The sequence below is a fragment of the Kribbella sp. NPDC004875 genome, from assembly GCF_042873375.1.
Lineage (GTDB): Bacteria > Actinomycetota > Actinomycetes > Propionibacteriales > Kribbellaceae > Kribbella.
Genome location: NZ_JBIALI010000001.1, coordinates 841,989 through 867,348, shown reverse-complemented (window position 1 = coordinate 867,348; position 25,360 = coordinate 841,989). Strand labels below are relative to the sequence as shown.

Sequence of the window (25,360 nt, the reverse complement as noted above, 5' to 3'; positions counted from 1 at the left end):
CGTGAAGCGGGTTGCCGCGGTGGATCTGGGCGCGTCGAGCGGGCGGGTGATGCTCGGCGAGGTCGGTCCGCACGTCCTCGAACTGCGCGAACTCAACCGGTTCTGGAACGGGCCGGTCCGCCTGCGCGGGACGCTGCACTGGGACATCCTGCACCTCTACCGCTCGATCCTCGAAGGGCTGCGGTCGGCCGGCTCGATCGACAGCCTGGGAATCGACTCCTGGGCTGTCGACTACGGGCTGCTCGACGCGTCCGGCCGCCTGCTGGGTAACCCAGTGCACTACCGCGACGCCCGCACCGACGGCGTGATGGACCAGGTGCTGCAGAAGATCCCCGCTACGGACCTGTACGCCGCGACCGGCCTGCAGCAGCTCCCGTTCAACACGATCTACCAGCTGGCAGTCGACTCCTTGGCAGGCGCGAGCAGCCTGCTGATGATCCCCGACCTCCTCGGCTACTGGCTGACCGGCGAACTCGGCGTCGAGCGGACCAACGCTTCGACCACCCAGTTGTACGACGTTCGTGCGCGCGACTGGAGCGATGAGTTGATCTCGCGGATGGGACTGCCGCGCCGGCTGTTCCCGGAACTGCGGGAGCCCGGTGACGTGGTGGGAAGGGTACTGCCCGACGAGACCGGGTTGGCGCCGGAGATCTCGGTGATCGCGGTCGGATCGCATGACACGGCATCTGCTGTCGTTGCCGTGCCCGCGGCGGGCGATCGGTTCGCGTACATCTCGTCGGGGACGTGGTCGCTGGTCGGGCTCGAGCTCGACGCGCCCGTGCTGACCGACGAGGCGCGCGCGGAGAACTTCACCAACGAAGGCGGCGTCGACGGCCGGATCCGGTTCCTGCGGAACGTGATGGGGCTGTGGATCCTCCAGGAATGCCAGCGGATCTGGGGCGACGACGACGTCGCCGGTCTGTTGCGCGCCGCGGCCGAGGCGCCGCCGTTCGCGGTCCTGATCGACCCGGACGCTCCCGAGTTCCTTGCTCCTGGCAACATGCCGTCCCGGATCGACGAGCACTGCCGGGCGACCGGGCAGGAACCGCCGCGGTCGCGGGGCGCCGTGGTGCGGTGCATCCTCGAGAGTCTGGCGCTGGCGTACCGGCGTACCTTGCGGTCCGCGCAGTCGCTCGCGGACCGCGAGGTCGACGTACTGCATGTGATCGGTGGCGGATCGCAGAACGAGCTGTTGTGTCAGCTCACCGCCGATGCGTGCGGTGTTCCGGTGCTCGCCGGACCTGTTGAGGCGTCCGCGCTCGGCAACGTCCTCGTCCAAGCTCGCGCCCTCGGCGAGCCGTTCCCGGATCTGCGCGCGATGCGTGCGCTGGTCCGGTCCACACATTCTCTGCGGCGCTACGACCCGCAGGGCAAACCGGCCGACTGGGACGCCGCCGAGTCCCGGATGTTCGGAACAAGGTGATTCGCATGACCGTCCTCCCCCAGGAACTCCGACCGCTCGCCCGCCGGGTACCGCCGCGCGAGATCAGCCACGACGACCTGCAGCTGCTCCGGCTGCTCGCCACCGGCCTTCCGGTCGACGGCGTCGCCCGCCGCCTCGACCTGTCCGAACGCACTGTCCGTCGCCGGACGCGGCTGATCTGTGACCGGCTCGGCTTCAGCACCGCGATCGAAGCCATCGTGTGGGCGGCCCGCCGCGGGCTCGTCTGAGACAGCAGGGCGTTTAACCGGCGACGGCCTCCGGGTACCGGACGTTCTGGACATCGAGCCGAGGAGGACCGATGAACGGAATGACCATTGTCTGGATCGTCGTCGCCGTGGCCGTGCTGGTCATCGTCGTCGCGCTGATCGCCGGCGCGATGTCGCGCAGGTCGCGGGATCGCGCCGAGCGCGCGGCGTACGAGCACGAGCAGCAGGCCCGTGCGAGCGCGGCGCAGGCCGAGAAACAGCAAGCCGTCGCCGACGAGGTCGATGCCCGGGCCCGCAAGGCACAGGCGGTCGCCGACGAGCAGGCGGCCGAGGCACGGCGGCTGTCAGCCGGTGCGAGCGAACGCCGTGAGGCCGCCGCGCAGGCCCGCGCGGAGTCCGAGGAGCACCGCGACCAGGCCCAGAACCTGTGGCCGGACGACGGCCGCCGCGAGACCATGGAATCGCCCGACCAGCACCCGGCGAACTGGGACGACGGCAGCCATCCGCACGACCCGCGGCACCCGAAGCATTCGCGAACGGACTAGATCAGGTACCTGAACTCGGGAGAGTTCGGGTCGATGCGCTCGATGTCCAGCGGCGTGGCCTCCATCCGGGCCAGCAGGCCCGGGAGGTCCTCGCGGCTGCTGATCTCCAGGCCGACCAACGCGACCCCGGTCTCACGGTTGTTGCGTTTCACGTACTCGAAGAGCGTGATGTCGTCGTCCGGGCCGAGCGCGTCGTCGAGGAACGTGCGCAACGCGCCGGGCTCCTGCGGGAATGTCACCAGGAAGTAGTGCTTGAGCCCTTCGTACACCAGCGATCGCTCGAGGATCTCGCCGTACCGGCTGACGTCGTTGTTGCCGCCGGAGAGCAGGCAGACGACCGTCTCGCCCGGGCGCACCTCGAGGCCGTTGCCCAGGGCACTTGTCGACAACGCCCCCGCGGGCTCGGCGATCAGCCCGTCGGTCTGGTAGAGCGCGAGCATCTCCGAACAGACCAGACCCTCGGGCACCGACATCAGCTCGACGCCGGCCCGCCGTACCAGCGGAAGGGTCACGGCACCGACCCGTCGTACGGCGGCACCGTCCACGAAACTGTCCAGCTGGGGCAACGTCACCGGCTCACCGGCCGCCAGCGCGGCGGCCATACTCGCCGCGCCGTCCGGCTCCACCCCGACGATCCGTACGCCGGGATGCCGCTCGGCGATCCAGGTTGCAACCCCTGCAACGAGACCGCCACCGCCAACAGGCACCACGAGTACGTCGGGTGCGTGCCCGAGCTGCTCCACCAACTCGACGGCGACCGTCCCTTGCCCGGCGACGGTGCGCGGATCGTCGAACGCCGGCACCATCGTTGCCCCGGTCGCCGCACTCTCCGCGAGGGCCGCGGCGGCCGCGTCGTCGTACGTGTCGCCGGTGACGATCACCTGGATCTGCTTCCCGCCGAGCGCCGCGATCCGGTCCCGTTTCTGCCGCGGCGTGGTCCGCGGGACGTAGACCTTGCCCTGGACACCGAGGATGTGGCACGAATACGCCAGCCCCTGACCATGGTTGCCAGCACTCGCGCACACGACGCCGGCGGCCTTGGCGGTGTCGTCCAGCTGGGCGATCAGGTTGTAGGCACCGCGCAGCTTGTAGGAACGCCCGATCTGCAGGTCCTCACGCTTCAGCCAGACCTGCGCTCCGGTGCGCTCGGACAGGCGGAGATTGCGCTGCAACGGCGTACGGACGGCGACGCCGTCCAAACGCTGGATCGCCGCCTCGATCGCCGCGGCGTCAACAATATCGACGGTGCCGACGGCGCCGGCGCCGTCCCGAGTGGTCGATCGAGCGACTGAACTGCTGCCCTGCATGACGTTCCTTCCCGTGCATTTGCACGATCTTCGCCGATTCGCTCGCTGCACAAGACGATCCGCGTCCAGAGTCCGGACCGGTGGATACCTTTGCGTATCAGACTCTTGCACCATGCGTGAAACGGCTCTTCACTGGGCAGTCTAGTTTTCATACGCTCACACGGTGTAACGACCGGGCCCCCGGAAGAGATGAGCCGGATAAAGCCGGTCAGTGAGGACTGGAGGGCACAGATGGAACTGATTCCGTTCAGTCTGTGGGGAGACGCGTTGTGGTGTGGTCAGGAAGTCGTGCGGGAGGCCCCGCACGAGCAGGCGATCCGTAGCCTGTTCCCGGACCCCATCCCGGCGCGTGGCGCAGATCTGGACACCGAGGCGGACCTCGTCCCGGAACCGCACAACCGTTTCGACCCGCGGTCGATCGCCGTTCGGGTGCAGGGCAAGGTTGTCGGCTATCTGCCGAGGGACGACGCGCACCGGTACCACCCGGTGCTGTCAGAACTGGTGGCGCAAGGCCTGCAACCGCAGGTGCCGTGCCACCTGTGGGTGAGTGAGTGGGAGCCGGCGGACTGGGACGGCAAGGGCGCCCAGGGCACCGAGTTCCACGCCAGTGTCGCGGTCGCCCTCGGGCAGCCGCACATGCTCGTGCCGGTGAACCTGCCCCCGCCAGGCAGCTTTCACCTGCTGCCGCCCGGCAGCGGCATCGTCGTCCCGGGCAGCGAGGTGCATCCCGACGTGCTGGCGCCGTTCTTCCGCGCGGAAGGCGAGTGCTGGGCGTACGCCACCATGCACGCGATCGAGGAGGAGGACAGCATTCAGGACCGGCACCGGATCGTGGTCGAGATCCGGCTCGACGACGAACCCGTCGGCCGGCTCAGCCCGCGGCTGAGCGCCGAGTTCCTGCCGGCGATCCACTACCTGTCCGACATGCGTGCCGAGACCGCCGCCCGCGTCGCTGTGCGCGGTGACCGGATCGCATCGGAGGTGATCCTCTACGCGGCACGGAGTCACGACCTGCCGGCCACCTGGCCGGACGGACTGGCCCGCTCCCCAGTCGCTTCCCCGCAATGGCACTACTGGGCCACCAAAGAAGCGAACTAAGGCGGCTGCGCAGTACTGACCATGCCTCACCAGGCCGGTACTGCGGAGCTACTTGAACGACTGCAGGTTGCCGCCACACCAGGCCGCGAAGGTTGTCGGCTCGCGGCCGGTGGGGCGGCATACGACGTCGGTTCGCGCGACCGTGCGTCGGCCGGTGCCAGCGTACGTTGGCCGTATGGCGAACGCAGCGGAGTGCCCGGTCTGTGGACAACGGGGAGTGCCGATCCTGTACGGCCTGCCCACGCGAGTTGCGCGGGAAGCGGCCGCGGCCGGCAAGGTCCGGCTGTTCGGCTGCGTGATCCCGCCGGAGCCCGACGAGTGGATGTGCGCCGCGCAGCACACCTGGCGCGGTAATGACGACGAGGCCCTGAGCACCGCCATCGACGCCGCCCTCCAGGAAGTCGAGTGACCCGGTGGAACCACAACATCCACTACCACCCGCGGATCCTCCAGGCGGTCCCGCCCGGTGCCGAACGGGCGCTCGACATCGGCTGCGGCGAGGGCATGCTCGCGCGCGAGTTGCGCCAGGTCGTACCTGAGGTCACCGGGATCGACCTCGATACGCCGAGCCTGGAACTGGCGCGCGAGTCCGGCGACGACATCGAGTACGTCGAGGGCGACTTCCTGCGGTACCCGTTCGAACCCGCGTCGTACGACGTCGTCGCATCGGTCGCCACGCTGCACCACGTCGGCGCGCGCGCCGGGCTGCTTCGGATGGGCGAACTGCTGCGCCCGGGTGGCGTACTGGTGGTGATCGGACTCGCGCGGGAGACGTTGCCGCAGGACCTGCCGTTCGCGCTGGCCGGTGTCGCCGCGGGGTGGGCGTATCGCGCGGTCAAGGGCCACTGGCAACATCCTTCGCCGACGGTGTGGCCGCCGCCGACGACGTTTCGGGAGATGCGGACGTTGGCGAGCGACGTGCTCCCGGGGTCGGCGTACCGTCGCCATCTGCTGTTCCGCTACTCGATCACCTGGAGGAAGTGAGATGGCCGAGGTCGCCGTACCCGACGCGGGCCTACTGGCGCGTGCCGTCCGGACCTTCCAGAACGCCGACGCGGACGCCGGCTACCTGGGCGCTGCCGGCACGTTGATCTTCGTCGCCACCGTGGACGACGAGGTCGCCGGCTGGTGCTGGGGTTACCGGCTGCCCCGCCCGGACGGTGCGTCCATGCTCTACCTGCACAACCTCGCGGTCGTCGAGTCCCGGCGTGGCCAGGGGATCGGGCGCTGGCTGGTGACCGAGTTCATCAGCGCGGGCCGGGCGGCCGGCGCGACCAAGATGTTTCTCACCACTGGCGCCGGCAACGTCCCGGCCCGCAAGTTGTACGACGCCTTGGGCGGCGGGCTCGCCACCCAAGGCGCCACCGTCAACTACTGGTTCATGCTGTAGCCGTCGGCCGGATGTTCTGGTTGAGGTGGAAGAGGTTGGTCGGGTCGTAGGTGTTCTTCACCGCCACCAGCCGGTCGTACGTCGCCGCCGGGTACGACGCCCGCACGATGTCCTCGTTCGTCTCCCCGGTGAAGTTCACGTACGACGCCGCGTCCGGCCCGAGCGACGCGGCCGAGGAACGTGCCCACTGGACGGCCTCGTCGTACCCCTCGGCATCCGGCGTCCGGGCGACCACGTTCAGGATGAACTCGTGGTCCCGGGTGCCGAACGCGGTGGCGTCCGCCGGGACCCGGCCCATCGCGCCGCCGAGATGGTGGACGTGCAGCTCGGACACGCCGTTGGGCACCTGGTCGTGCGCCGCGACGAGCGCGTCGACGGTCGCCGGTCCGAGGTCGCCGAAGAACGCCGACCGGAAGTAGTTCCGCATCCCGCGCGGGAACAGCGGGTCGAGCAGCGTCTGCATCGCGGTGTACGGCATCGGCCCGAACAGATCGGCGATCACCGGAGCCAGTTCGCGGAACGGCTTGGTCGCCGCGTCCCCGTCCTCGGTCCGCCCCGAGTACATCCCGAGTACGGCGACGATCGGCTTGCCGTGGACGTCCTCCGGAAGGAACGGCAGCGGAGGCGCGGTGGTCAGGTTGATCGCCAGCGACAACTCGTCCGGTGCGGATCCCGCCGCCGCACCGAAACCACGCAGTACGCGGGCTGCTTCCGCGCCCGGGTAGAAGACCAGGCCGGCGTGCACCATCGGACCGACCTCGTGGGCCTTGAACTCGAAGGACGTGACCACGCCGAAGTTTCCGCCGCCGCCCCGTAAGGCCCACAGCAGTTCGGGATGCTCGTCCTCGCTGGTGTGGAGGTACCGGCCGTCCGCGGTGACGATGTCGGCCCCGACGAGGTTGTCGCAGGCGAGGCCGGCCCGCCGTACCAGCCAGCCGATCCCGCCGCCGAGCGTGAACCCGGCGACCCCGGTGGTCGACACCAGACCGCCGGTGACGGCCAGCCCGAAGGCCTGCGCCTCGGCGTCGACGTCTCCCCAGGTGCATCCGCCCTGCGCCACGATCCGGCGCCGGTCGGGGTCGATCCGGACGGTGTTCATCGGCGACAGGTCGATCACCAGGCCGCCGTCGGTGGTCGAGAAACCGGGGATGCTGTGCCCGCCGCCGCGGACCGCGAGCGCCAGCCCTTCGCTGCGCGCGAACTCGACCGCCCGGATGACGTCGGCGGCGCCGTGACATCGCACGATCAGTGCGGGCCGTTTGTCGTGCGCGGCGTTCCAGATCGACCGGGCTTCGTCGTACGACGGATCGGTCGGCCGGACCAGTTCGCCACGGAGACCCTCTGCGAACTCACCGAGCGTGGCCTCCCCGAGGGTGTCCTGTCGCGCTTGCGTTGTTGTCATGTCCACTCCTAAGCGTCGGACCAGGAGGTTTTCCTGGACACCAACGACGCTAGGAACGCCGCCTTCGCAGTGGCTTAGCGTGGCTTAGCCGGCCATCAACGCGGCCGTCCGGGCGGTCCCGATCCGGCAGCCCAGCCGCCCGAACAGCTCGGCAGCCACCTGCCCGTGGCCGGTGCGTGCCTGGGTGTCACCGTCGTCCGCGGCGAGCTCGGCGGCGATCAGCCGTCCCCACGCCTCGAGCCGCAGGTAGCCCTGCGGGCGGAAGGCCGCGACGGCCTGCTCGGCGAGCGCCCGAGCGGTCCGGCGTTCGCCCGCGAACAGCTCGACGACGACCAGATCCAGCAACGCGCCCGCGGCGCCGGGACGGTCGTCGACCGCGTCTCCCCGGTCGACGGCGATCCTGGTGAGGCGCCGGCCCTCCGCGGGGTCGCCGGCCGCGGCGGACAGCAGGCCGAGGTTGGCGAGCGTCAGGTTCTCGCCACGGCGATCTCCCAGTTGCTCGCGAATCCGCAACGCCTCGTGCAGATGCTCGCCGGCCGGGTCGAACAGGCCCTGATCGCGTTCGATGCAGCCGAGATGGTTCAGCGCGTGGCCGAGTCCGGCGGCATCTTCGACTGCGGCGAAGGTGTCGACGGACCGCCGTACGGCGTCGAGTGCGCCGCCGAGGTCACCGGCCAGCCGACAGGCGTCCGCGAACGCCGACCAGGCGTACCCGGTACCACGCATCGCGCCGACCCGACGGCCGAGCAAGAACGTCTCCTCGAACACCGGAAGCATCGATTCGCGCACCGGTGCGAGCGGCAGACACATCGTGACGGCCGGGAAGAACGGAGCTACCGATGCGTCGATCAGGCTCAGTCGCCGCAGGCATTCGGCGAGTCGTCGCTGCGCCGGTTCGCCGTCCTCGCGGAACAGAGCCACCATCCCGGCGAGCCCCTGCGCGGTGGCGGCCACGGCCTCGGCGCCCAGTGCGTCGGCCCGCGCGAGCGCTTCCGAGGCGGTCTGCTCGATCTCGTTCAGGTCCCCGCTGCCGAGCAGGAGCGTGCCGCGCAGTACCCGCGCGGACACCAGGTCGGCCGGTTCGTCCGACTGTTCGGCGACGGCGACGGCCCGGTCGCCGAGACCGGGCATCCGGTCGCTCAGGCCGCGCCGCGCGTCCAGGATCGCCAGCGCGAAGAGCGCTCGGGTCCGATCGCGGGACGGTTCGACGGCCACCTCGAGGATGCGCTCGAGCCAATCCGCTCCCTCGGCGAAATGGCCCCGTGCGAGCCAGTACTGCGACAGGCTGAGCCCGAGCAGCAAGGCCCGCTCGTGATCGTTGCGCAGGGCCCAGGCGAGCGCGGCCCGGAGGTTGTCGTGGTCGACGTCGAGCAGTTGCGGACGCTCGACGATGCCGGCCCGTTCGGGGTCCTGGTCCAGCGCGAGCTCCAGGAAATACCGGCAGTGCGCGGCCTCCAGGTGCCCGAGCTCCTGCGCCGCGACGAGTCGCTCCCGGGCGAACTGCCGAATGGTTTCCAGCAGCCGGTAACGGGACCGCGGACCGTCGTGATCGACCTGCAGCAAGGACTTGTCGACCAACCGGCCGAGATGGTCCAGCACCTCCGTGGCGGGAATCCGCTTGTCCGCGCACACCGCTTCGGCCGACCGGAGCGCGAAGCCGCCGGCGAAGACCGCGAGCCGCCGCAGTACCACCTGCTCGTCGTCCGAGAGCAACGCGTGACTCCACTCGAGCACCGCCCGCAACGTGGCGTGCCGGGTGATCTCGCCGTGCCGGGTCAGCAGCGGAAGTGCGTCGCCGAGACGTTCCGCGATCTCCGCCGGCTCCAGGTGCGACGCCCGCGCGGCGGCCAGCTCGAGCGCGAGCGGGATGCCGTCGAGGCAGCGGCAGATCTCGACCACGGCCGCCGCATTGTCTGTGCTGAGCACGAATCCGGGGCGCACGTCCCGGGCCCGTTCGACGAACAGCCGGACCGACGCGAAGGTCTCCAATCGGGCCGGGTCCGCCGCGTCCTCGGCCTCCGGCAGTTCGAGCGACGGTACCCGGAAGGTCACTTCGCCCTGCGCATGCAGGGGTTCCCGGCTGGTCGCGAGGATCGTGATGCCGGGACAGGTGCGCAGTACGGCGCCGGCGAGTTCGGAACACGCGGTGAGCAGGTGTTCGCAACTGTCGAGCACCAGCAGGAGGTTGCGTCGGGCAAGGCGGCCGATCAGGATCCGCAGCGAGTCCGAACCCGCGGCGGGGTCCAGCCCGAGGGCCTCCGCGACGGTGTCCGCGACCAGCCGCGGATCCGCGACGGGCACCAGGTCCGCGATCCAGATCCCGTCCGTGTACGAGTCGAGCAGCCGGCGCGCCGTCTCCTCGGCGAGCCGCGTCTTGCCGGCACCACCCACGCCGGTGAGGGTGACGAGTCGGCCCCGCTCCAGCAGGCGATGGACGTCCGCGATCTCCCGCTCGCGACCGACGAAGCTCGTCAAAGCCGGCGCGAGGTTGTGCCGGGGTGCCGTCGCCGGCTCTTCGACATCGCCGGTCAGCAGATCGCGGTACACGCGCTGGGTCTCCGGGTCCGGATCGGTGCCGTACGCCGTCCGCAGCTCGCCACGCAGTCGCTCGTACTGAGCCAGCGCCTCGGACGACCGCCCCATCGCGGCAAGCCGGCGCATCAGGCTCCGAACCCCACGTTCGTGCAGCGGATCGATGGCGAGCGCGCGCTGCAGAGCGTCGTACGCCTCCACGTCGGGTCCGGCCACGTCGGCGAACTCGACGAGTAGATCGCAGAAGCTCGCCCGCAGTTCCTCCCGCGGCCGCGTGGCCCAGTCCGCGAACCGGTCCTCCGGCAGCAGATCGCCGGTGTACGCACCCACCGCCGCGCGCAGCTCGGCGAGCCGCCCACTGGCCCGCGCCGCCACCGCCAGCCGTTCGAAGGTCCGTACGTCGACCTCCACCGGCTCACCGGCCCGCAGTACGACGAACTCGTCCCGCAACTCCAGCAGGCCGTCGCTCGGGTCGTCCCCCGCAAGCACCCGGCGTCCGACGTGCAAGGCTTGATGCAGGTTGTTCACCGCCGACGCCGGCGGCCGATCCGGCCACAGTTCCTCGATCAGCAGGTCCCGGTGCAGCCGCTGATCCGGAGCCAACGCCAGCATCTTGACCAGCGTCCGGGCCTTCCGCAGCCGCCAGGCCTGACCGTCGACCGGCACGCCGCCGCGCTCGATCCCGAACCCCCCGAGCAACTGAATCCGCACGACACCCTCCCCCGACGAGGGTAGACCGGGTCAGCGCGCGGCGGGACGCGTCGCGCACACCAGGGCGACGAGGGCCAGCACGCCGAACGGGATCGCCTGGACCTCCTGGAACGCGATCAGTTTGAAGAGCGTGAAGTAGATCATCCACGTGGCGTAGAGGACGACGCCCGGGCGGCCGAGGCGGTGGCCGCGCAGGAACGCTGCCACGGCGACCAGGCCGGTGAGGGTCAGGAACTCGTACGCGACGACGAAGCTCATCGCGATGCCGTCCCAGCCTTCCAGGCCGGTGAAGTAGATCGCTCCGTAGCCGCCGACCAGCGCGATCAGCCCGAGCAGGACCGACGCGGTGACGACGGCCGTGGACAGCCGCGGACGAGTACTGGTCATTGTGGTCGTGGTGGTGGTCATTGCCGTCTCCTGTCGTTCGGTTTCACCTGCGGCCAACACTGGCGGCCGGGGTGTCCCGATCGACACGGCCAGGGATCACGACGTCAGCCGGGACTTCTTGTCCCGTGACGGCGGGACATCAGGGCGGCGATGATGCCGTCATGGGGGTTGTCATCGGAGTACTCGCGGTGCTCGCCGGACTCACGGGTGCCGGCCTGCATGCGGTGAACGCGGCGGCAGGGCGCGCGGTGGGCCCGTCGTTCTGGTTGATGGAAGTGGCGGCCGCGGTCGCCTACGGCCTCGTCTGCGTCGTGCTGCGGCGGTCCGAGACCCGCCGGATCCAGATCGTGCTGGGTGGTGTCGCGCTGACTCAGGGTCTGGCCTTGCTGTGCTCCGAGAGCGGGGCGCTGTCCGGCGACAACTGGACGACGTGGATCGGGGCCTGGCTGTGGGCGCCCGGCTACGTCGCGATCGGTGTCCTGCTTCCGGTGCTGCTTCCGGACGGTCGACCGCAATCCCGGTTCGCTTTCTTGCTGAACGCCAGCGCGGTTGGCGTCATCACGGTGATCTGGGCGCTCACGCCGTACAACTCGCAGGACTTCCCGGAAGCGCTGCGGGGGGCGCGGAATCCGCTGGCCGTGCCGGTGGCCGGCGAATCGGTCACCGCGGCGATCGCCGGCGTGTTCCTCCTCGTTGCCGTCGTGACCGGTTTCGTCGCGCTCGTCGTCAGGTGGCGGCGGGTCGCGGACCTGGAACGGCAACAGCTCAAGTGGGTCCTGGTCGGCTACGCCTGCACGGTGGTCCTCTTCGGCATAGCGAGGCTGCTCCCGAGTGAGAGTACTGGTCCCGTCGCCGCGCTGGCCATGCTGCCGCTACCGATCGCCATCGGCATCGCCGTACTGCGCTACGGCCTGTGGGACGTGGACATCGTCATCTCCCGGGCCTTGGTGTACGGCGGGCTGTCGACCCTCGTGGTAGCCCTGTACGCCGTCACGGTCTGGCTGGTGGGCGATCGGCTCGGAGCCACCACCGGTACGCCGATCCTGGCGACAACCGTGGTCGCGCTGGCAGCGCTGCCGCTGCGGTCCTGGCTGCAACGCCACGTCAATCGGCTGGTCCACGGTGACGACAACGAGCCGTACGCCGTACTCGCGCGACTCGGGGCGCGACTCGCGGCGGCCACCACGCCTGACGACCTGTCCGAGCGAGTACTGCCATCGGTGGTCGAACAGGTGGCGCGATCCCTGCGCGCGCAGCGGGCCACGATCGCGCTGCGAGACGGATCGATCACGTCGTACGGCGAAGGCTCGCGGCCGGGGACGACCGTCGCACTGGAGTACGCCGGGGAACGGTTCGGTGAGCTCACCGTTACGCGGTCGGCCGAGTTCGACGGACACGAGCTCCGAGCGCTCGACGAACTCGCGGCGCAGGCGGCCGTAGCGGCGCACACAGTTCTGCTCGCACGGGAGGCACAGCGCGCTCGCGAGGCCGTCGTCGTCGCGCGCGAAGAAGAACGCCGGCGGCTGCGTCGCGATCTGCACGACGGCATCGGGCCGTCGCTGGCCGCGCTGGCCCTGCACGTCGAGACGGCTCGCGACCTCGCGCCGGACGACCCCGAGGCCGCGGGCCGGTTGCTCGACCGGCTGGTGCCCCGGCTGAACGCGGCAGTCGCGGACGTCCGGGCGCTGGTGCACGAACTCCGACCCCCGATGCTGGACGAACTGGGGCTCGCGGCCGCGGTCCGGGAACTGGGTGATCGGTTGTCCACGGCAACGACAAGGGTTCGCGTCGTCACGGACGAGATCGCCGGATTGCCTGCTGCCGTTGAGGTTGCGGCGTACCACATCGCCGGTGAGGCGATCGGGAACGCGGTCCGGCACTCCGGCGCGGACTCGGTCGCGGTCCGGGTGTGCGACGTGGACGGTTACCTGCGGATCGAGGTGGTGGACGACGGTCGCGGGCTGCCCGATCGACCGCGACCAGGCGTCGGTACGTCGTCGATGCGCGAGCGGGCCGAGGAGCTCGGGGGACAGCTGCAGATCGTGACCGGGCCACCGGGTACGACCGTCACCGCGCTGCTGCCGAAGGAGACGTCATGACGGTTCGGGTGCTGGTTGTCGACGACCATCCGCTCTATCGCGAAGGTCTCGTCACCGCGATCTCGACGATGCCCGGCAAGGAGGTCGTCGGCGAGGCCGCGGACGGCGAGCAGGCGGTCCGGCTCGCCGGTGACCTCGTGCCGGACGTCGTCGTGATGGATTTGCACATGCCGGTGCTCAACGGGGTCGAGGCGACCCGCCGGGTGACCGAGCACCATCCGGAGATCGCCGTCCTCGTGCTGACGATGCTCGAGAACGACGAATCGGTGTTCGCCGCGGTGCGGGCCGGCGCCCGGGGTTACCTGCTCAAGGGCGCCGACCGTGCCGAGATCGGCCGGGCGCTGGACGGGGTGTCGCACGGCGAGGTCGTGTTCTCCGCCGCGATCGCCGGCCGGGTACTGGCGTACTTCGCCGCGGGCCGGCCGGGCCCGGAAGTCGCGCCGTTCCCCGAGCTCACCGACCGCGAGCGCGAGATCCTGGATCTGGTCGCCCGCGGCCTGACGAACGCCGCGATCGCCCGGCAGTTGGTGATCAGCGACAAGACCGTCCGCAACCACGTCTCGAACGTCTTCAGCAAACTGCACGTCGCCGGCCGGGCCGAAGCTGTCTCCCGCGCGCGGGATGCCGGCCTCGGGAGCCGGGCGGCGTCAGAGTTTGGTGCCGATTAGCTGGTAGATGTCGTCGTGGGCGCCCGGCAGGTCGTCGTGGCCGAAGTCGGGGTACAGACGGGTCTCCTTGACGGACTGGATCTTGTTGTACGCCGCGAACTGCGTCGACGGCGGGCAGATCTGGTCCTCCAGCCCGACGAACAGCGTCACCTCGGCCTGGATCCGCGCCGCGAGGTGCTGGACGTCGATGTAGCCGAGCGTGGTGAAGACTTCGTCCTGCCGCAGGTGCCGGGGATCGCGCTTGCGGAACCACGTGACGATCTCGTCGTACGGGCCGGTCTCCAGGTTGAGGTCCCAGGTCCGCTGGTAGTCGCACAGGAACGGGTAGACGCTGGCCGTGTACTTGATCGACGGTGTCAGCGCGGCCGCCACCAGCGACAATCCGCCGCCCTGGCTCCAGCCGGTCGTCGCGATCCGCGCGGCGTCGACCTCGGGCAGCCCGCCGATGATGTCGGCCAGCCGGCGGGTGTCCAGGAACACGTGCTTGTAAAGCAGTCCGTCCGGTCCGGCGTCCAGTCCGTGCACCAGGTGGTGCTGCAGCGAGAAGCTGTTGGCTTCCTGCGACGGAGTACGGAACCCGACCTGCTCCCGCACGTCCAGCGCGGCCACGGTGAACCCGCGAGCGGCGTACGGCAGCAGCTCGACCCACTTCGGCTGCTCACCGCCGTACCCGTGGAACAGCAGGACCGCCGGGCCGGTCGGCTCCGCGGGACGCAGTACCTTCGCGTGCACGCGGTAGCCGCCGGTCCCGGTGAAGTAGAGGTGCTGGGCGACCGCGGTCGTCAGCGGGAAGTCGGTGGCATCGACGAACTCCTCGTCGGCCGGGACCGACTCGAGGTCGAGCAGCGCCTTGTCCCAGAACGCGTCGAAGTCCGCCGGTCGCGGATTCGTGCCCTCATAGGTCAGCAGTTCGTCTTACGGCAGTTCGAAGGAAAGCACCGGATCATTCTGCGCCGTCGGCGTCGTCCGGGGCAGTGCCGTCCCAGATGGTGTACCCGTGCGCCGCGTTCAGCTTGTCGCGCAGCGTGTTCTCCAGTGACGTGACCTGACCGGGCACCAGCCAGGAGACCGGCAGCAGGATCGGGTGGTCGGGCTGCTTGGTGCGCAGCACGATCGCCTCGCCGTGGGTGGTCTGCACCCGGCCGACCTCGGTGACGTCGGTCCAGGGGGTGCGGACGCCGCGGACCTCGATGTCGTTGTCGCGCAGCCGTGCGACCTTCGGGGGCCGGGCCAGGATGTACAGCCCGGCGACCGCGATCATCCCGCCGAGGGTGAGGAACACCGACACCGCGACCGCGGGCAGCCCCAGTGCCCAGAGCACCGCGGCCACCCCGAGAATGATCAGCCCGGCGGCCAGGATCCCGAGGAACCGTCCTGCCCGCATCCGGTACGTCGTACGCATCGCCACAGGATCTCATCCAGCCCGGACGGCCGGTTCAGAAGGCGTCGGTCTCGGACGTCGTCGCGTTGCCGAACGGCGTCTTCGACAGGCTGATCGTCCAGATGTACCCGCTGTCCAGCCGCCGGTCGAACTTGGAGTACGAGCAGTCCTCGGTGAACCGGTGGTACTTCGCGTCCCAGTTCGTGCCGGTCTTGTAGTAGACCCAGAAGGAGCCGCGGATCCCGTTCAGGGTCGCGGACTTGTTGGCCCGGACATAGATCGAGGCCTGCGGTGTCTTCGGGCTGCTCGCCGTCACCACGATGACCGCGTCCGAGCCCGCGTTCTTGATCTTGAGCGTGTTGGACCCGCGCGGACCGGACCGCTGGAACACGTCACCGTTCTCGCCCCGGCCGCCGATCACCGCCGGCGCCGCCGGCTTGGCCGGCACCGACACCGCACCGAACTTCACGCCCCGGCCGATCGACTTCTGCACGCTCTGCGCGAGCCCGGCGAATGCCGTCCGTACGCCGTCCTTCGCCTCGTACAGCCGGACCTCGGGGGCCTTCGGCAACCCACAGCCGGTGCGCGTCTCCCCGGCCTTGCCCAGGTTGGTGCTGACGTCCCCGGAGTAGGCGTCGAAGGCATCGAGTACGGCGGGATGCGCCGACACCAGGCCGCTCGGCGGAGTGATCTTCGCCAGTTCGTTGCGCTCGATCAGGACGGCACTCGCGAGCTGCGCGCGGGCCGCGTCGAAGGCCGCGACGGTCTTCGCGTTCATCACCCGCGCGACGGACGGCTTGAGGACCTTCTCGACGTTCGTCAGCGCGCGCTGGTACATCGGGACCGACAACGCCGCCGGGCTCGGCGCCGGGGTCGGCGTGGGTGCGGCCGACGACGGTGGTGGGGCACTCGACTGGGTCGTCGTACCGCCTGCCGCCGGAGCGTCGCCGCTCTCCGCCTTGCCGCCGCAGCCCGCGCAGGCCAGCACCGTCACTCCGACCACGACCGCCAACGAACGCCTCACAGCCACCCCCAGGTGTGACTCATCTTCACTTTGTCCCAATACTTCCCCTGGAGGGGTTCACCCAGAGCCTGGGCGGGGACGTCAGTTGCCGGTCTGGCTGGGGTTGTAGGCGCAGGCGTCGGCCAGGTTCTCCGCGGCCCCCGGGGTCACGGTCGGCTTCGGTGTGGTCGGCTTCTTCGTGGTGGTCCCGGCGGTCGGCTTTGTGGTCGGCTTCACCGTCGGCTTGGTCGGTGCCTTCGGGGCGATCGCCTTCTGGATGATCTCCCGCATCGCCGTGTAGTCCGGGTTCTTGCCGGTCGGGAAGTTCTTGTTCTTGTCCAGGTCGATGTTGGTGACCTTGGCGTTCTTCACCTTCAGGCCGAGCTGGATGAACGCGCCGAGGATCTCCTGCGGGATGTCGGTGCGCAGCAGCTGCTTGCCGGCCGCGGCGATCTGCTGGTACTTCGTCACCAGCGTCGCCGGGTTCGCACTGTTCACCAGGGCGTGGATCGTGCAGCGCTGGCGCTCCTGCCGGGACGGGTCGCTGAGGCCGTAGCGGCCGCGGGCGAACCACAGCGCGTGGTACCCGTCGAGCTTCTGGTTCGGCCCCGGCTCGATGTAGCCGCTCGGCTTCTTCTCGCTGTTCGAGCCCGGGCCGGCACCGTAGTCGCCGCCGATCGGCACCCGGTAGTTGACGTTCACGGTGATGCCACCGATCGCGTCGATGATCTGCTTGAAGCCGGCCAGGTTCACCTGCATGTAGTAGTCGATGTCCAGGCCGAGCGCGGCGCTCGCGGCCAGCTTGACCACATCCGCGCCCTCGTTGTCGGTCTGGCCGAGGATGCCCGGGTGCGCCTTCGGGACGTTGTCGTACATCGCGTCCAGGTAGAACTCCGGCTGCTCGACGTTGCCCTTGCTCGGGTCCCAGAAGCCGTCCGGGTACACCTTGTGCAGCGGCGAGTCCGCCGGGAACGGCATCCGCATCCAGTTCCGGCTGAGCGAGATCAGCGCGGTGTCACCGGTCTTGGTGTCGATACTCGCCACGATCACCGTGTCGGTCCGGACACCGGTCCGGCCGACGCCGTCGTCGGCACCGAGCAGCAGCAGGTTCAGCCGCGGGGTCTTCGCCCACGGGTCACTCGCGTTGCTCACCTTCGGCCGGGTCGCGGACTTCGAGTTGCCCTCGGACTGGAACACGCTGCCGACCAGGTCGCGCTGCGCCATCACGGTCTGCGCTGCCACGGTCGTCGGTACGGCGATCGCGAAACACAGCAGCCCGACGAACATCGAGCCCGCCAGCCGGCCGGTGTAAGTCATGCTCACCGGGCGGATCAGTTTGTGGGACGCGATCACCACCCAGATCCAGGCGACGCCGAGCAGGACGACGGCGCCGGTCGCGATCAGCAGCTGCCGCGGCGAGACCGCCAGCGCGAGCACCGAGTCCCGATGCGTGAGACCGACGTACGCGCCGATCAGCAGCAGGCCGGCGCTGATCGTCAGCACGAACGCGCCGAGCTTCTTCCGGCCGCCCATCAACAGCCCGGACCCCGGGAGGAGGGCACTGACCAGCGTCAGGCCGATCGCCTTGGACGCCGTGCGGGCCCGGTGCGAACGGGGACGGGACCGGTTGGCACGAGGTGCCGCCCTCCGACCGGCTGCGCGAGTGCTCCGCGACATGGCTCCGTTTCCCTGATCGACGACAGGACGACCTTTCCGTCGGCCGCGCTGGGCGACCCACGGTACTTCAGACGCCCACGGCACCCAGTTGGTTGACGTGAAGCAGGCGACCCCCGTCGATTGGTCGCCAGCGTACACATCCACCGGGCGACGCACCCAAGAACACCACTCGAACACCCACAGCAACCATCGAGGTCAACGTGACCAAGAACGCACCACAGCACCACAGAACTCGATCAGCGCTCATCGGCGCCCCAGGGGCACCCACGCGCGTTGGGGGGGGTCCGGGGGGCGAAGCCCCGCCGGGCGGGGTCTGGGGGTTGCACCCCCAGAAAGCACTTGGGAGCTCCCAAGTCCGCGCTTTTTGCGGACAGGGAGCTCCCAGGAGCGAGCGGAGGCGGCGGGATTTGAACCCGCGAGAGGGGATCACCCTCAACCCGCTTAGCAGGCGGGCGCCATCGACCGGACTAGGCGACGCCTCCTCCGACGATCCCCGCGAGGGGACACGACGACGGCCAAGACTATCCGGTCGACCCGCTTGGCGGCAAAAGCGGGGTCAACCGACGACCGACTGCCTGGCCGCGGCGATCAGTTCGACCGTCCGAGGTGTCATCGGCTCGGGCGAAATGATCACATGGTCGACCCCGAGATCCTGGTACGCCGCCAGCGCCGCGGGCAGGTCCCGGACCTCGATCGCCTGCGTGCTGGGCTCCGCCACCGGCTGGTCCGGATCGCGGACGATGATCCCGACCGTCGCGGCGACCGAGCCGACCGGTTTGCCTGCCGCGTCAACGGCTTGGCGCAAGGTCTCGAGCCGTTCCTCGACCTGCTCGTTCGGGGCGCCGTACCACGCGGTGTTCCAGGCGTCGGCCCACTCCGCGGTCAGCCGCATCATCCGCGGCCGCCGTCCGGCGATCAGGATCGGGATCCGGTGCGGCGGCGCCGGATCGAGGTTCGCCTCCTGGACGCGGTAGTAGGCACCGTCGAAGGTGACCGTCTCGCCGCGCACCATCCGCGCCACGATCTCCAGCCACTCAGCGAACCGCCCGACCCGATGATCGGTCGGCAGCCCGAAGGCGTCGTACTCCGGATCGTGCCAGCCGGCGCCGACGCCGAGGATCAACCGGCCGCCGGAGACCTCGTCCAGCGTCGCGGCCATCTTCGCGGTCAGCCCCGGGTCCCGGAACGATGCGCAGAGCACCATGTTCCCGAGCTCGACCCGGGAGGTGACCGCGGCCACCGCGGTGAGCAGGGTCCACGACTCGTGCATCCCGTAGACCTGACCCTCCGGGTCCCGGTACAGGAAATGGTCCGCGAGCCACACCGAGTCCAGGCCGCCCCGCTCGGCCGCCTCGGCCACCGCCCGCACGTCCGCCCACCGCGGTATCCCGCCGCCGGGCCCGTCGCCGGCACCGAGCGGAAGCATCACACCGATCTTCAGGCCCACAGACCGACACCGCCGATCTTGTCGACGCTGATGTGCGTGACGTACCCGGGCGGCGGCGTCGCGCCGGGGAAGAACTCCGCGTCCGGCCCGATGTACGTCTTCGCGAGCTCCCGCAGTACCTCGCCCGCGCCGCCCTCGGTGATCCGGGCGGTGCCGTTGATCAGCAGGTACTCCATGAGACCGGCCTCGTTCATCCGGTCGGTCTCGAGGGTGAGTGCCACCCGCGGGTCGCGGCGGATGTTCTTCACCTTCCGGTTGTTCGGGATGTGCGCGGCGATGATCTCGTCACCGTCCAGGCCGACCCAGACCACGGAGACCTGCGGGCTGCCGTCGGGATTCAGCGTCACCAAGTGCCCGAGGGCGTTGGATTCGAGCACGGTTCGCGCGCTCTCAGGGATTCGCATGAGGCCAACGTAGTTGGATCATGGCGCCATGAGGAGGCCGTACCCGGATCGGGCGGCCGCCGGTACGGCCGTCGCGGAGGAGCTCGGCCCGGTCACCGGCCCCGTCCTGGTCCTCGGGCTCGCGCGCGGCGGCGTACCGGTCGCGGCGCCGGTCGCGGACGCCCTGGACGCGGATCTCGACGTACTGATCGTCCGCAAGCTCGGATTCCCCGGTCAGCCGGAGCTGGCGATGGGCGCGATCGCGGGCGTCGGCGACGTACTGCACGTGGTCCGCAACGAGCCGATCGCGGCCGAGGTCGACCCGGACACCCTGGAGGCGGTCCGCCGGCGCGAGGTCGACGAGTTGCGCCGCCGCGAGCGCGAGTACCGCGGCGACCGCCCGCCGATCGACGTCCGCGACCGGGTCGTGATCCTGGTCGACGACGGCCTCGCCACCGGCTCGACGATGCGGGCGGCAGTGGAAGCGGTACGGCGACAGCGGCCGGCCCGCGTGATCGTCGCCGTACCCGTGGGTGGGATCGACAGTTGCCGGCGACTGTCGCGGATCGCCGACCAGGTGGTGTGCGTGTGGATCCCGCGGTACTTCGGCGCGGTCGGCCAGGCCTACCGGGACTTCTCGCCGGTGAGCGACGACGAGGTCCGCCGGGTGCTCGCCGAAAGCACGGCGCGGCGCCCCGACGGATGACCCGGGGCGCCGCGCTGTTGGTCCGGCCACTGGCTTCCGAAACAGCGGCCGGCGTTCGTCAGCCCAGACGGGCCTTCAGGTTGTCGAGCTCGATCTTGAGCGTGGCCGGGACGGTGTCGCCGAGCTTGGCGAACCACTCCTCGATCAGCGGGATCTCGGCCTTCCACTCCTCCGCGTCGACGCCGAGCGCGATCTCCAGGTCCTGGGCGGTCAGGTCCAGTCCGCTGACGTCCAGCGCGTCCGCCGCCGGCACCCGGCCGATCGGGGTCTCGACCGCGTCCGCCTGGCCCTCGAGCCGCTCGATGACCCACTTCAGCACCCGGCTGTTCTCACCGAAGCCCGGCCAGACGAACTTGCCCGCGTCGTCCTTGCGGAACCAGTTCACGTAGAAGATCTTCGGCAGCTGCGCCGTGTCGTGCTGCTTGCCGACCGTCAGCCAGTGGTCGAAGTACTGGCCCGCGTCGTACCCGAGGAACGGCAGCATCGCCATCGGGTCCCGCCGGACCACACCGACCTGGCCGACCGCGGCGGCCGTCGTCTCCGACGACAGGGTCGCGCCCATGAACACACCGTGCGCCCAGTCCCGGGACTCGGTCACCAGCGGGACCGTGGTCGCGCGGCGGCCGCCGAAGATGATCGCCGAGATCGGTACGCCGTTCGGGTCGTCGTACTCGTCGGCGATGATCGGGCACTGCTTGATCGGCGTGCAGAACCGGCTGTTCGGGTGGCTCGACAGCTCGCCCGAGTCCGGCGTCCACTCGCGGCCCTTCCAGTCGGTCAGGTGGTTCGGCGGGGTCGGCGAGTAGCCCTCCCACCAGACGTCACCGTCGTCGGTCAGCGCGACGTTGGTGAAGACCGAGTTGCCCTTCTCGATGGTGCGCATCGCGTTCGGGTTGGTCTTCCAGCCGGTGCCGGGGGCAACACCGAACAGACCGAACTCCGGGTTCACGGCGTACAACCGGCCGTCCTTGCCGAACCGCATCCAGGCGATGTCGTCGCCGAGCGTCTCGACCTCCCAGCCCTCGAGCGTCGGGTCGAGCATCGCCAGGTTGGTCTTGCCGCAGGCGCTCGGGAACGCGGCCGCGATGTAGTGCACCTGCTTCTCGGGCGAGATCAGCTTGAGGATCAGCATGTGCTCGGCCAGCCAGCCCTCGTCGCGGGCCATCGCACTCGCGATCCGCAGCGAGTAGCACTTCTTACCGAGCAGCGAGTTGCCGCCGTACCCCGATCCGTACGACCAGATCGCCCGCTCCTCGGGGAACTGGACGATGTACTTCTCGTCGTTGCACGGCCACGGCACGTCCTGCTGCCCGGGCTCGAGCGGTGCGCCGACCGAGTGCAGACAGGGCACGTACGTCGCGTCGGTGCCCATCTTCGCCAGTACTTCGGCACCCGTGCGCGCCATGATCCGCATCGACGCGACGACGTACGCCGAGTCGGTGATCTCGACGCCGAACATCGGCTGCTCCGCCGTCAACGGGCCCATGCAGAACGGGACGACGTACATCGTCCGGCCGCGCATCGAGCCGCGGTACAGCTCGGTCATCAGCGCCTTCATCTGGGTCGGGTCCATCCAATTGTTGGTCGGACCCGCGTCCTTCTCGTCGACCGAGCAGATGAACGTGCGCTGCTCGACCCGGGCGACGTCGGAGGGGTCGGTGCGCGCCCAGAACGAGTTCGGCTTCTTCTCGTCGTTCAGCCGGACCATGGTGCCGGCGGCAATCAGTTCGTCGGTGAGCCTGGTGTACTCGGCATCCGAGCCGTCCACCCAGTGGATCCGGTCGGGCTGCGTCAGTTCGGCGACCTCGGCCACCCAGGCCAGCAGGCCGGCGTGGCGGGTCGGGGCGGTCGTCGGGTCGGTGGTCAGGTCGGACGGCGCGGGGGCAGCGCTCGCGAGGGGGTCCGGGGTGCTCTGCGGGGCGGTGTCGGTATGGGTCGGGTTGGCGGTTGTCGTCATGCGCGGCTCATTCCCTCTCGGCTGGTCGTGCCCGGCGCCCGCCCGGCCCCTTCGACGCTGAAAGGCGGAACGGCGACGGCCGCCGGGGTCTCCGGCGGTTCGATCGGCTGACTGGCGGTGTGATCTGTCGCATACCAGTAGTTCCAGTGGATACATACCAGTGTGCAAGTGGTACTACCGTACGCGACGCCACCGGGGTCTGAGAACCGCTCGGACGTGAACCCGGTCACAAAGTTTCCGCGACAATCGCTTTCCGTCGGCGCTTGTGAAAAAGAGAACGGCCCGTGCTGTTTCGCACGGGCCGTTCGGGAGATTTTCCGGTGGATCAGCTGGTCTGCCGCCAGATGTCGTTGACCAGTCGCTGGATGTCCGCGGCCTCGGCCACCTGGCCGTAGGCCATCACGCCGACCAGCCACCACTGACCGCCGCTTTGGAACGCCCGCGTCATCGTGATCGTGTACGGCGCCTTCGTCGACACCGTCAGCCAGGTCCGCGAATCCTTCGCGGTCGTCGGCGCGCTCGTCTTGTAGACCTTCGTCCACTGCTGGTCGAACGTCAGCCGGTCGGCCAGGCACTGCGCCAGGCTGACGCACGGGTGCAGCGCGAGCTGCGCGCGGAACGCGTTCTTCAGGCCGTCCGGGTCGTAGTCGTTCTTGGTGACGATGCGCCGCAGGATCAGCTGCGACGACTCACCGAGGAAGTCCACCTGAGGCGGCCGCGGCCAGCCGATCGCGAACGGCAGCTCCGCGTTCGACACCACCTGGAGATCGGTGCCTGCCGCGTACGTCGCGCCGAACACCCCGGGGGAACCGTCGGGCCGCTTGTACGGCGCCGTCGTCACGCGGTTCACCGGCGGCAGCAGCACGGTCTTCGGGATCGCTTCCGGACTGACCGCCGCTGCGGGGCCGGCCGCGGCCGGCTCATCCTTCACCGCGCTGCCGATAGCGGTGCCGATCGAATACGTGATGCTGAAGATGATCAGCACGACGATCGCGACGACGCCGTAGACCCACGCGCCGATCTTGCGGCGGTACTGCCGGGCCACGTCGATCTTCGACTGCGATTGGCCTTGTTCTTGTGCTTGCGTCGCCGCGGGCTGCTCCGGGTGGTCGACGTACGACGGCATCGCCATCCGGCTGCGCTCGTGATCGACGTCGGGGAGCGTCGGCGGTACGGCGCCGTACCGGCTGAGTTGCGCGCGGACTGCCTGCAGCGACTCGTCGTCGTTCCCGAGGATTCCGTCGAGCGGATCGATCAGCCGCTCCGCACCGGTCTGGCCAGGGATCAGCTGCGTGATCGCGTACGGGCGGCCGGAGGTGAAGTTCGCCGCCCACAGCGGAGTCTCCTGTTGGCCAGGTACGAGCGCGGCGTCGCGGCTCGCCCGGGTCAGCCGCTCCACGACCGTCGGGTCCTGGGCCCCGGCCTCGCTCAGCACCAGCGCGACGATCTCCATGCCGGTGAACGTGCGGCCGTGCCACAACTCCGCCAACGGGTGCTGGAGCAGTCGCTGGTCCAGCTGGTAGCCGGGGATCTCCGGCGTACTGTTGCTCACTTGCTCTCCCAGATCGCCCGGTCCGCGAGCGCCAGCGCGGCCTGCTGCGCCACGTCGGCCTGCACCGGGTTGGCCGTGTAGTCCACGAGTACGACGATGTCCGCGCGCTGCACCAGCACGCGGACGTTCCACGATTCGCCGGCCAGCCCCTTCGCGCTCTGGTCGACCTTGGTCGGGTACGGGCGGTTCTCGTTCAGCGCCTTCATCGGCGACCGGGTGAACGCCTTCTTCGCCGTCTGGTCCGGCGTGAACGGCACGTTGCCCGCGCCCGCGTCCTGCCCGGCGTACGGCGTGATCGTCACCTTCACCGCCGCCGACGTGTACGCCCGCACCTTCGCCCGCGAACTGCCGGCCTGACAGATCACCTCCGAGCCCCCGCCCTGGCTCATCGTCACCGGCCCACTCGATGCCTTCGGCAACAGCTGGGACACGTCCCCGATCCGCGCACACAGATCCGCCGGCAGCGCCCGGGCCGGTACGACGTCCTCCGGCGTCACGGGCTCCCCGACCGCGAACCCGATCCCACCCCCCGCGAGCGCGGCCACCCCGCACCCGATCGCCGTACCCCGAACCAGTCGACTAGCCATGCCCGCGACCTTAGCCACGCGAAGGTCCTCCCTCTGCCATCCCCCTCCGACGCGGCCCTCGACGCTCCGGTTCCCACCGCTTGTGCTGACGTGTCCCGGGACCTTGGATGGTCTTTGGTGGCCTTGAATAAGCAATTCACTGTCCGAGGCAACCAAAGCGTGTCCACAGCCCCGGCGTACGGCGGTCCGGGGCTGGGCTCGGGGTCGGCTGTGGTCCGCGGCGAGTTCCGGCGTACGGCGGTCCGGGGCCGGGCTCGGGGTCAGCTGAGGAGGGTTTGGACCGATCCGCCGGACTCGGTGAGCTTGGTGCCGAGGCCCTTGAGTGCGTCGCCGACGGTGGCGAGGATGCCGGACAGGTCCTGCAGGTTGCCGGCCAGGCTCTCGATCTCGGTCGCGACCCCACCCACCTGGCCGCTCCCTTCGTTCAGCTTCTTCGCCGCGGCGTCACCGATCCCGGGGATCTTGTCCAGCTCACCCGCCAGCCCCGACAACATCCCGGCGGCGTCGTGCAGCCGATCCTTGGCCGCGTTCATCGTCCCGGCGCTCCCGGTCAACGCCTTCCGCGCACCCCCTTCGCCGTCCTCCCCGACCAGCGCACCCGCCGCCTTCGCCGCCTGCTCACCCGCCTCCGCCAGCCCCGACCCGATCGTCTTCAGCAGCTCCGGCAACTTCCCGATGACTCCGAGCGCATCATCTGGCAACCCGCGCACCAGATTGAGAACCTTCTGAAAGTCGTCCGAGTTCTCCATCACGAACCCGACCGCCTTCTTCACGTCCCCCAGATCCCGCCCACCCAACAACTCCTCAAGTCCCATGCGCGGATCGTAGGTCCCCGCCCCGCCTCTCCCCGGGTACGCCGCACCGCCAGTAACCACCCC

General features: G+C 69.8%; 24 protein-coding genes and 1 tRNA gene. 10 read left to right on the top strand and 15 right to left on the bottom strand.

From position 1 onward, the window contains the following. Window position 1: 1 nt before the first annotated feature. The 3 genes from ACFYRH_RS04075 (at window position 2) to ACFYRH_RS04065 (ending at window position 2,195) form a co-directional block, all read left to right on the top strand. Entirely contained in the window at window positions 2–1,423 is a 1,422-nt protein-coding gene (locus ACFYRH_RS04075) for a rhamnulokinase family protein (protein ID WP_387767743.1), read from the top strand. Window positions 1,424–1,428: 5 nt separating this feature from the next. Next, a complete protein-coding gene (locus ACFYRH_RS04070) occupies window positions 1,429–1,671 on the top strand; it encodes a LuxR C-terminal-related transcriptional regulator (protein WP_130386717.1) in 243 nt (80 codons plus the stop codon). A gap of 71 nt (window positions 1,672–1,742) precedes the next feature. Then, the gene (locus ACFYRH_RS04065; RefSeq protein WP_387767740.1) at window positions 1,743–2,195 is read left to right on the top strand and encodes a hypothetical protein; all 453 of its coding nucleotides are present in this window, start codon (window positions 1,743–1,745) and stop codon (window positions 2,193–2,195) included. On the opposite strand, the gene ilvA is transcribed toward ACFYRH_RS04065, so the two are convergent. Beyond that, window positions 2,192–3,502, bottom strand: coding sequence for a threonine ammonia-lyase IlvA (gene ilvA / locus ACFYRH_RS04060; RefSeq protein WP_387767737.1), 1,311 nt, complete (start codon window positions 3,500–3,502; stop codon window positions 2,192–2,194). The genes ACFYRH_RS04065 and ilvA overlap by 4 nt on opposite strands. Window positions 3,503–3,733: 231 nt before the next feature. Here ilvA and ACFYRH_RS04055 point away from each other — a divergent pair, with 231 nt between their 5' ends. The 4 genes from ACFYRH_RS04055 to ACFYRH_RS04040 all read left to right on the top strand — a co-directional run bounded on the left by ACFYRH_RS04055 (window position 3,734) and on the right by ACFYRH_RS04040 (window position 5,990). Next, window positions 3,734–4,600 carry an HIRAN domain-containing protein gene (locus tag ACFYRH_RS04055; RefSeq protein WP_387767735.1) on the top strand — a complete coding sequence of 289 codons (867 nt, stop codon included), beginning with the start codon at window positions 3,734–3,736 and terminating at the stop codon, window positions 4,598–4,600. 175 nt (window positions 4,601–4,775) lie between these two features. Next, the gene (locus tag ACFYRH_RS04050; protein ID WP_387767732.1) at window positions 4,776–5,009 is read left to right on the top strand and encodes a hypothetical protein; all 234 of its coding nucleotides are present in this window, start codon (window positions 4,776–4,778) and stop codon (window positions 5,007–5,009) included. Further along, on the top strand, window positions 5,006–5,584 hold the full coding sequence (locus ACFYRH_RS04045) for a class I SAM-dependent methyltransferase (RefSeq protein WP_387767729.1): 579 nt from the start codon (window positions 5,006–5,008) through the stop codon (window positions 5,582–5,584). The genes ACFYRH_RS04050 and ACFYRH_RS04045 overlap by 4 nt, the downstream gene beginning before the upstream one ends. Before the next feature lies 1 nt (window position 5,585). Then, a complete protein-coding gene (locus ACFYRH_RS04040; RefSeq protein WP_387767726.1) occupies window positions 5,586–5,990 on the top strand; it encodes a GNAT family N-acetyltransferase in 405 nt (134 codons plus the stop codon). Here the strand turns inward: ACFYRH_RS04040 and ACFYRH_RS04035 are convergent. From ACFYRH_RS04035 to ACFYRH_RS04025, 3 genes are all read right to left on the bottom strand, one after another. Next, window positions 5,980–7,392 carry an FAD-binding oxidoreductase gene (locus tag ACFYRH_RS04035; RefSeq protein ID WP_387767723.1) on the bottom strand — a complete coding sequence of 471 codons (1,413 nt, stop codon included), beginning with the start codon at window positions 7,390–7,392 and terminating at the stop codon, window positions 5,980–5,982. The genes ACFYRH_RS04040 and ACFYRH_RS04035 overlap by 11 nt on opposite strands. An 84-nt stretch (window positions 7,393–7,476) precedes the next feature. Beyond that, the gene (locus ACFYRH_RS04030; protein ID WP_387767720.1) at window positions 7,477–10,635 is read right to left on the bottom strand and encodes a BTAD domain-containing putative transcriptional regulator; all 3,159 of its coding nucleotides are present in this window, start codon (window positions 10,633–10,635) and stop codon (window positions 7,477–7,479) included. A gap of 30 nt (window positions 10,636–10,665) precedes the next feature. Next, window positions 10,666–11,043 carry a hypothetical protein gene (locus tag ACFYRH_RS04025; protein WP_387767717.1) on the bottom strand — a complete coding sequence of 126 codons (378 nt, stop codon included), beginning with the start codon at window positions 11,041–11,043 and terminating at the stop codon, window positions 10,666–10,668. Between the two features lie 140 nt (window positions 11,044–11,183). Here ACFYRH_RS04025 and ACFYRH_RS04020 point away from each other — a divergent pair, with 140 nt between their 5' ends. Together ACFYRH_RS04020 and ACFYRH_RS04015 are read left to right on the top strand one after the other, a co-directional pair. Continuing rightward, on the top strand, window positions 11,184–13,121 hold the full coding sequence (locus tag ACFYRH_RS04020) for a sensor histidine kinase (protein ID WP_387767714.1): 1,938 nt from the start codon (window positions 11,184–11,186) through the stop codon (window positions 13,119–13,121). Next, on the top strand, window positions 13,118–13,789 hold the full coding sequence (locus ACFYRH_RS04015; RefSeq protein ID WP_387767711.1) for a response regulator: 672 nt from the start codon (window positions 13,118–13,120) through the stop codon (window positions 13,787–13,789). The genes ACFYRH_RS04020 and ACFYRH_RS04015 overlap by 4 nt, the downstream gene beginning before the upstream one ends. On the opposite strand, the gene ACFYRH_RS04010 is transcribed toward ACFYRH_RS04015, so the two are convergent. From ACFYRH_RS04010 to ACFYRH_RS03980, 7 genes are all read right to left on the bottom strand, one after another. Continuing rightward, a complete protein-coding gene (locus ACFYRH_RS04010) occupies window positions 13,769–14,695 on the bottom strand; it encodes an acetylxylan esterase (RefSeq protein WP_387771706.1) in 927 nt (308 codons plus the stop codon). The genes ACFYRH_RS04015 and ACFYRH_RS04010 overlap by 21 nt on opposite strands. Window positions 14,696–14,732: 37 nt before the next feature. After that, the gene (locus ACFYRH_RS04005) at window positions 14,733–15,191 is read right to left on the bottom strand and encodes a hypothetical protein (RefSeq protein WP_387767708.1); all 459 of its coding nucleotides are present in this window, start codon (window positions 15,189–15,191) and stop codon (window positions 14,733–14,735) included. A 34-nt stretch (window positions 15,192–15,225) separates the two neighbouring features. Further along, on the bottom strand, window positions 15,226–16,194 hold the full coding sequence (locus ACFYRH_RS04000) for a hypothetical protein (RefSeq protein ID WP_387767705.1): 969 nt from the start codon (window positions 16,192–16,194) through the stop codon (window positions 15,226–15,228). 81 nt (window positions 16,195–16,275) lie between these two features. Next, a complete protein-coding gene (locus ACFYRH_RS03995) occupies window positions 16,276–17,850 on the bottom strand; it encodes an LCP family protein (protein ID WP_387767702.1) in 1,575 nt (524 codons plus the stop codon). A gap of 392 nt (window positions 17,851–18,242) precedes the next feature. Then, window positions 18,243–18,332 (bottom strand) — tRNA-Ser (locus ACFYRH_RS03990). A gap of 74 nt (window positions 18,333–18,406) precedes the next feature. After that, window positions 18,407–19,297 (bottom strand): LLM class flavin-dependent oxidoreductase, encoded by an 891-nt coding sequence (locus ACFYRH_RS03985; RefSeq protein WP_387767699.1) that lies wholly within the window; start codon window positions 19,295–19,297, stop codon window positions 18,407–18,409. Continuing rightward, window positions 19,288–19,701, bottom strand: a complete 414-nt coding sequence (locus ACFYRH_RS03980; protein WP_387767696.1) for a PPOX class F420-dependent oxidoreductase — start codon at window positions 19,699–19,701, stop codon at window positions 19,288–19,290. The genes ACFYRH_RS03985 and ACFYRH_RS03980 overlap by 10 nt, the downstream gene beginning before the upstream one ends. Before the next feature lie 28 nt (window positions 19,702–19,729). Between ACFYRH_RS03980 and ACFYRH_RS03975 the strand changes: the two genes are divergently transcribed. Continuing rightward, window positions 19,730–20,386, top strand: a complete 657-nt coding sequence (locus ACFYRH_RS03975; RefSeq protein WP_387767694.1) for a phosphoribosyltransferase — start codon at window positions 19,730–19,732, stop codon at window positions 20,384–20,386. 58 nt (window positions 20,387–20,444) lie between these two features. Here the strand turns inward: ACFYRH_RS03975 and ACFYRH_RS03970 are convergent, their stop codons facing one another. The 4 genes from ACFYRH_RS03970 to ACFYRH_RS03955 form a co-directional block, all read right to left on the bottom strand. Beyond that, the gene (locus tag ACFYRH_RS03970; RefSeq protein ID WP_387767691.1) at window positions 20,445–22,343 is read right to left on the bottom strand and encodes a phosphoenolpyruvate carboxykinase (GTP); all 1,899 of its coding nucleotides are present in this window, start codon (window positions 22,341–22,343) and stop codon (window positions 20,445–20,447) included. Window positions 22,344–22,668: 325 nt separating this feature from the next. Further along, window positions 22,669–23,895, bottom strand: coding sequence for a hypothetical protein (locus tag ACFYRH_RS03965; RefSeq protein WP_387767688.1), 1,227 nt, complete (start codon window positions 23,893–23,895; stop codon window positions 22,669–22,671). Then, entirely contained in the window at window positions 23,892–24,482 is a 591-nt protein-coding gene (locus ACFYRH_RS03960) for a hypothetical protein (protein WP_387767685.1), read from the bottom strand. The genes ACFYRH_RS03965 and ACFYRH_RS03960 overlap by 4 nt, the downstream gene beginning before the upstream one ends. A 260-nt stretch (window positions 24,483–24,742) precedes the next feature. Next, on the bottom strand, window positions 24,743–25,297 hold the full coding sequence (locus tag ACFYRH_RS03955; protein WP_387767682.1) for a hypothetical protein: 555 nt from the start codon (window positions 25,295–25,297) through the stop codon (window positions 24,743–24,745). Window positions 25,298–25,360: the final 63 nt, after the last annotated feature.

Bases quoted from the DNA above. Each gene is read 5' to 3' on its own strand.
- ACFYRH_RS04070 (WP_130386717.1), top strand. From the start codon at position 1,429: ATGACCGTCCTCCCCCAGGAACTCCGACCGCTCGCCCGCCGGGTACCG.
- ACFYRH_RS04065 (WP_387767740.1), top strand. From the start codon at position 1,743: ATGAACGGAATGACCATTGTCTGGATCGTCGTCGCCGTGGCCGTGCTG.
- ilvA (WP_387767737.1), bottom strand. From the start codon at position 3,502: ATGCAGGGCAGCAGTTCAGTCGCTCGATCGACCACTCGGGACGGCGCC.
- ACFYRH_RS04055 (WP_387767735.1), top strand. From the start codon at position 3,734: ATGGAACTGATTCCGTTCAGTCTGTGGGGAGACGCGTTGTGGTGTGGT.
- ACFYRH_RS04050 (WP_387767732.1), top strand. From the start codon at position 4,776: ATGGCGAACGCAGCGGAGTGCCCGGTCTGTGGACAACGGGGAGTGCCG.
- ACFYRH_RS04040 (WP_387767726.1), top strand. From the start codon at position 5,586: ATGGCCGAGGTCGCCGTACCCGACGCGGGCCTACTGGCGCGTGCCGTC.
- ACFYRH_RS04035 (WP_387767723.1), bottom strand. From the start codon at position 7,392: ATGACAACAACGCAAGCGCGACAGGACACCCTCGGGGAGGCCACGCTC.
- ACFYRH_RS04025 (WP_387767717.1), bottom strand. From the start codon at position 11,043: ATGACCACCACCACGACCACAATGACCAGTACTCGTCCGCGGCTGTCC.
- ACFYRH_RS04020 (WP_387767714.1), top strand. From the start codon at position 11,184: ATGGGGGTTGTCATCGGAGTACTCGCGGTGCTCGCCGGACTCACGGGT.
- ACFYRH_RS04015 (WP_387767711.1), top strand. From the start codon at position 13,118: ATGACGGTTCGGGTGCTGGTTGTCGACGACCATCCGCTCTATCGCGAA.
- ACFYRH_RS04005 (WP_387767708.1), bottom strand. From the start codon at position 15,191: ATGCGTACGACGTACCGGATGCGGGCAGGACGGTTCCTCGGGATCCTG.
- ACFYRH_RS03995 (WP_387767702.1), bottom strand. From the start codon at position 17,850: ATGTCGCGGAGCACTCGCGCAGCCGGTCGGAGGGCGGCACCTCGTGCC.
- ACFYRH_RS03980 (WP_387767696.1), bottom strand. From the start codon at position 19,701: ATGCGAATCCCTGAGAGCGCGCGAACCGTGCTCGAATCCAACGCCCTC.
- ACFYRH_RS03975 (WP_387767694.1), top strand. From the start codon at position 19,730: ATGAGGAGGCCGTACCCGGATCGGGCGGCCGCCGGTACGGCCGTCGCG.
- ACFYRH_RS03970 (WP_387767691.1), bottom strand. From the start codon at position 22,343: ATGACGACAACCGCCAACCCGACCCATACCGACACCGCCCCGCAGAGC.
- ACFYRH_RS03960 (WP_387767685.1), bottom strand. From the start codon at position 24,482: ATGGCTAGTCGACTGGTTCGGGGTACGGCGATCGGGTGCGGGGTGGCC.
- ACFYRH_RS03955 (WP_387767682.1), bottom strand. From the start codon at position 25,297: ATGGGACTTGAGGAGTTGTTGGGTGGGCGGGATCTGGGGGACGTGAAG.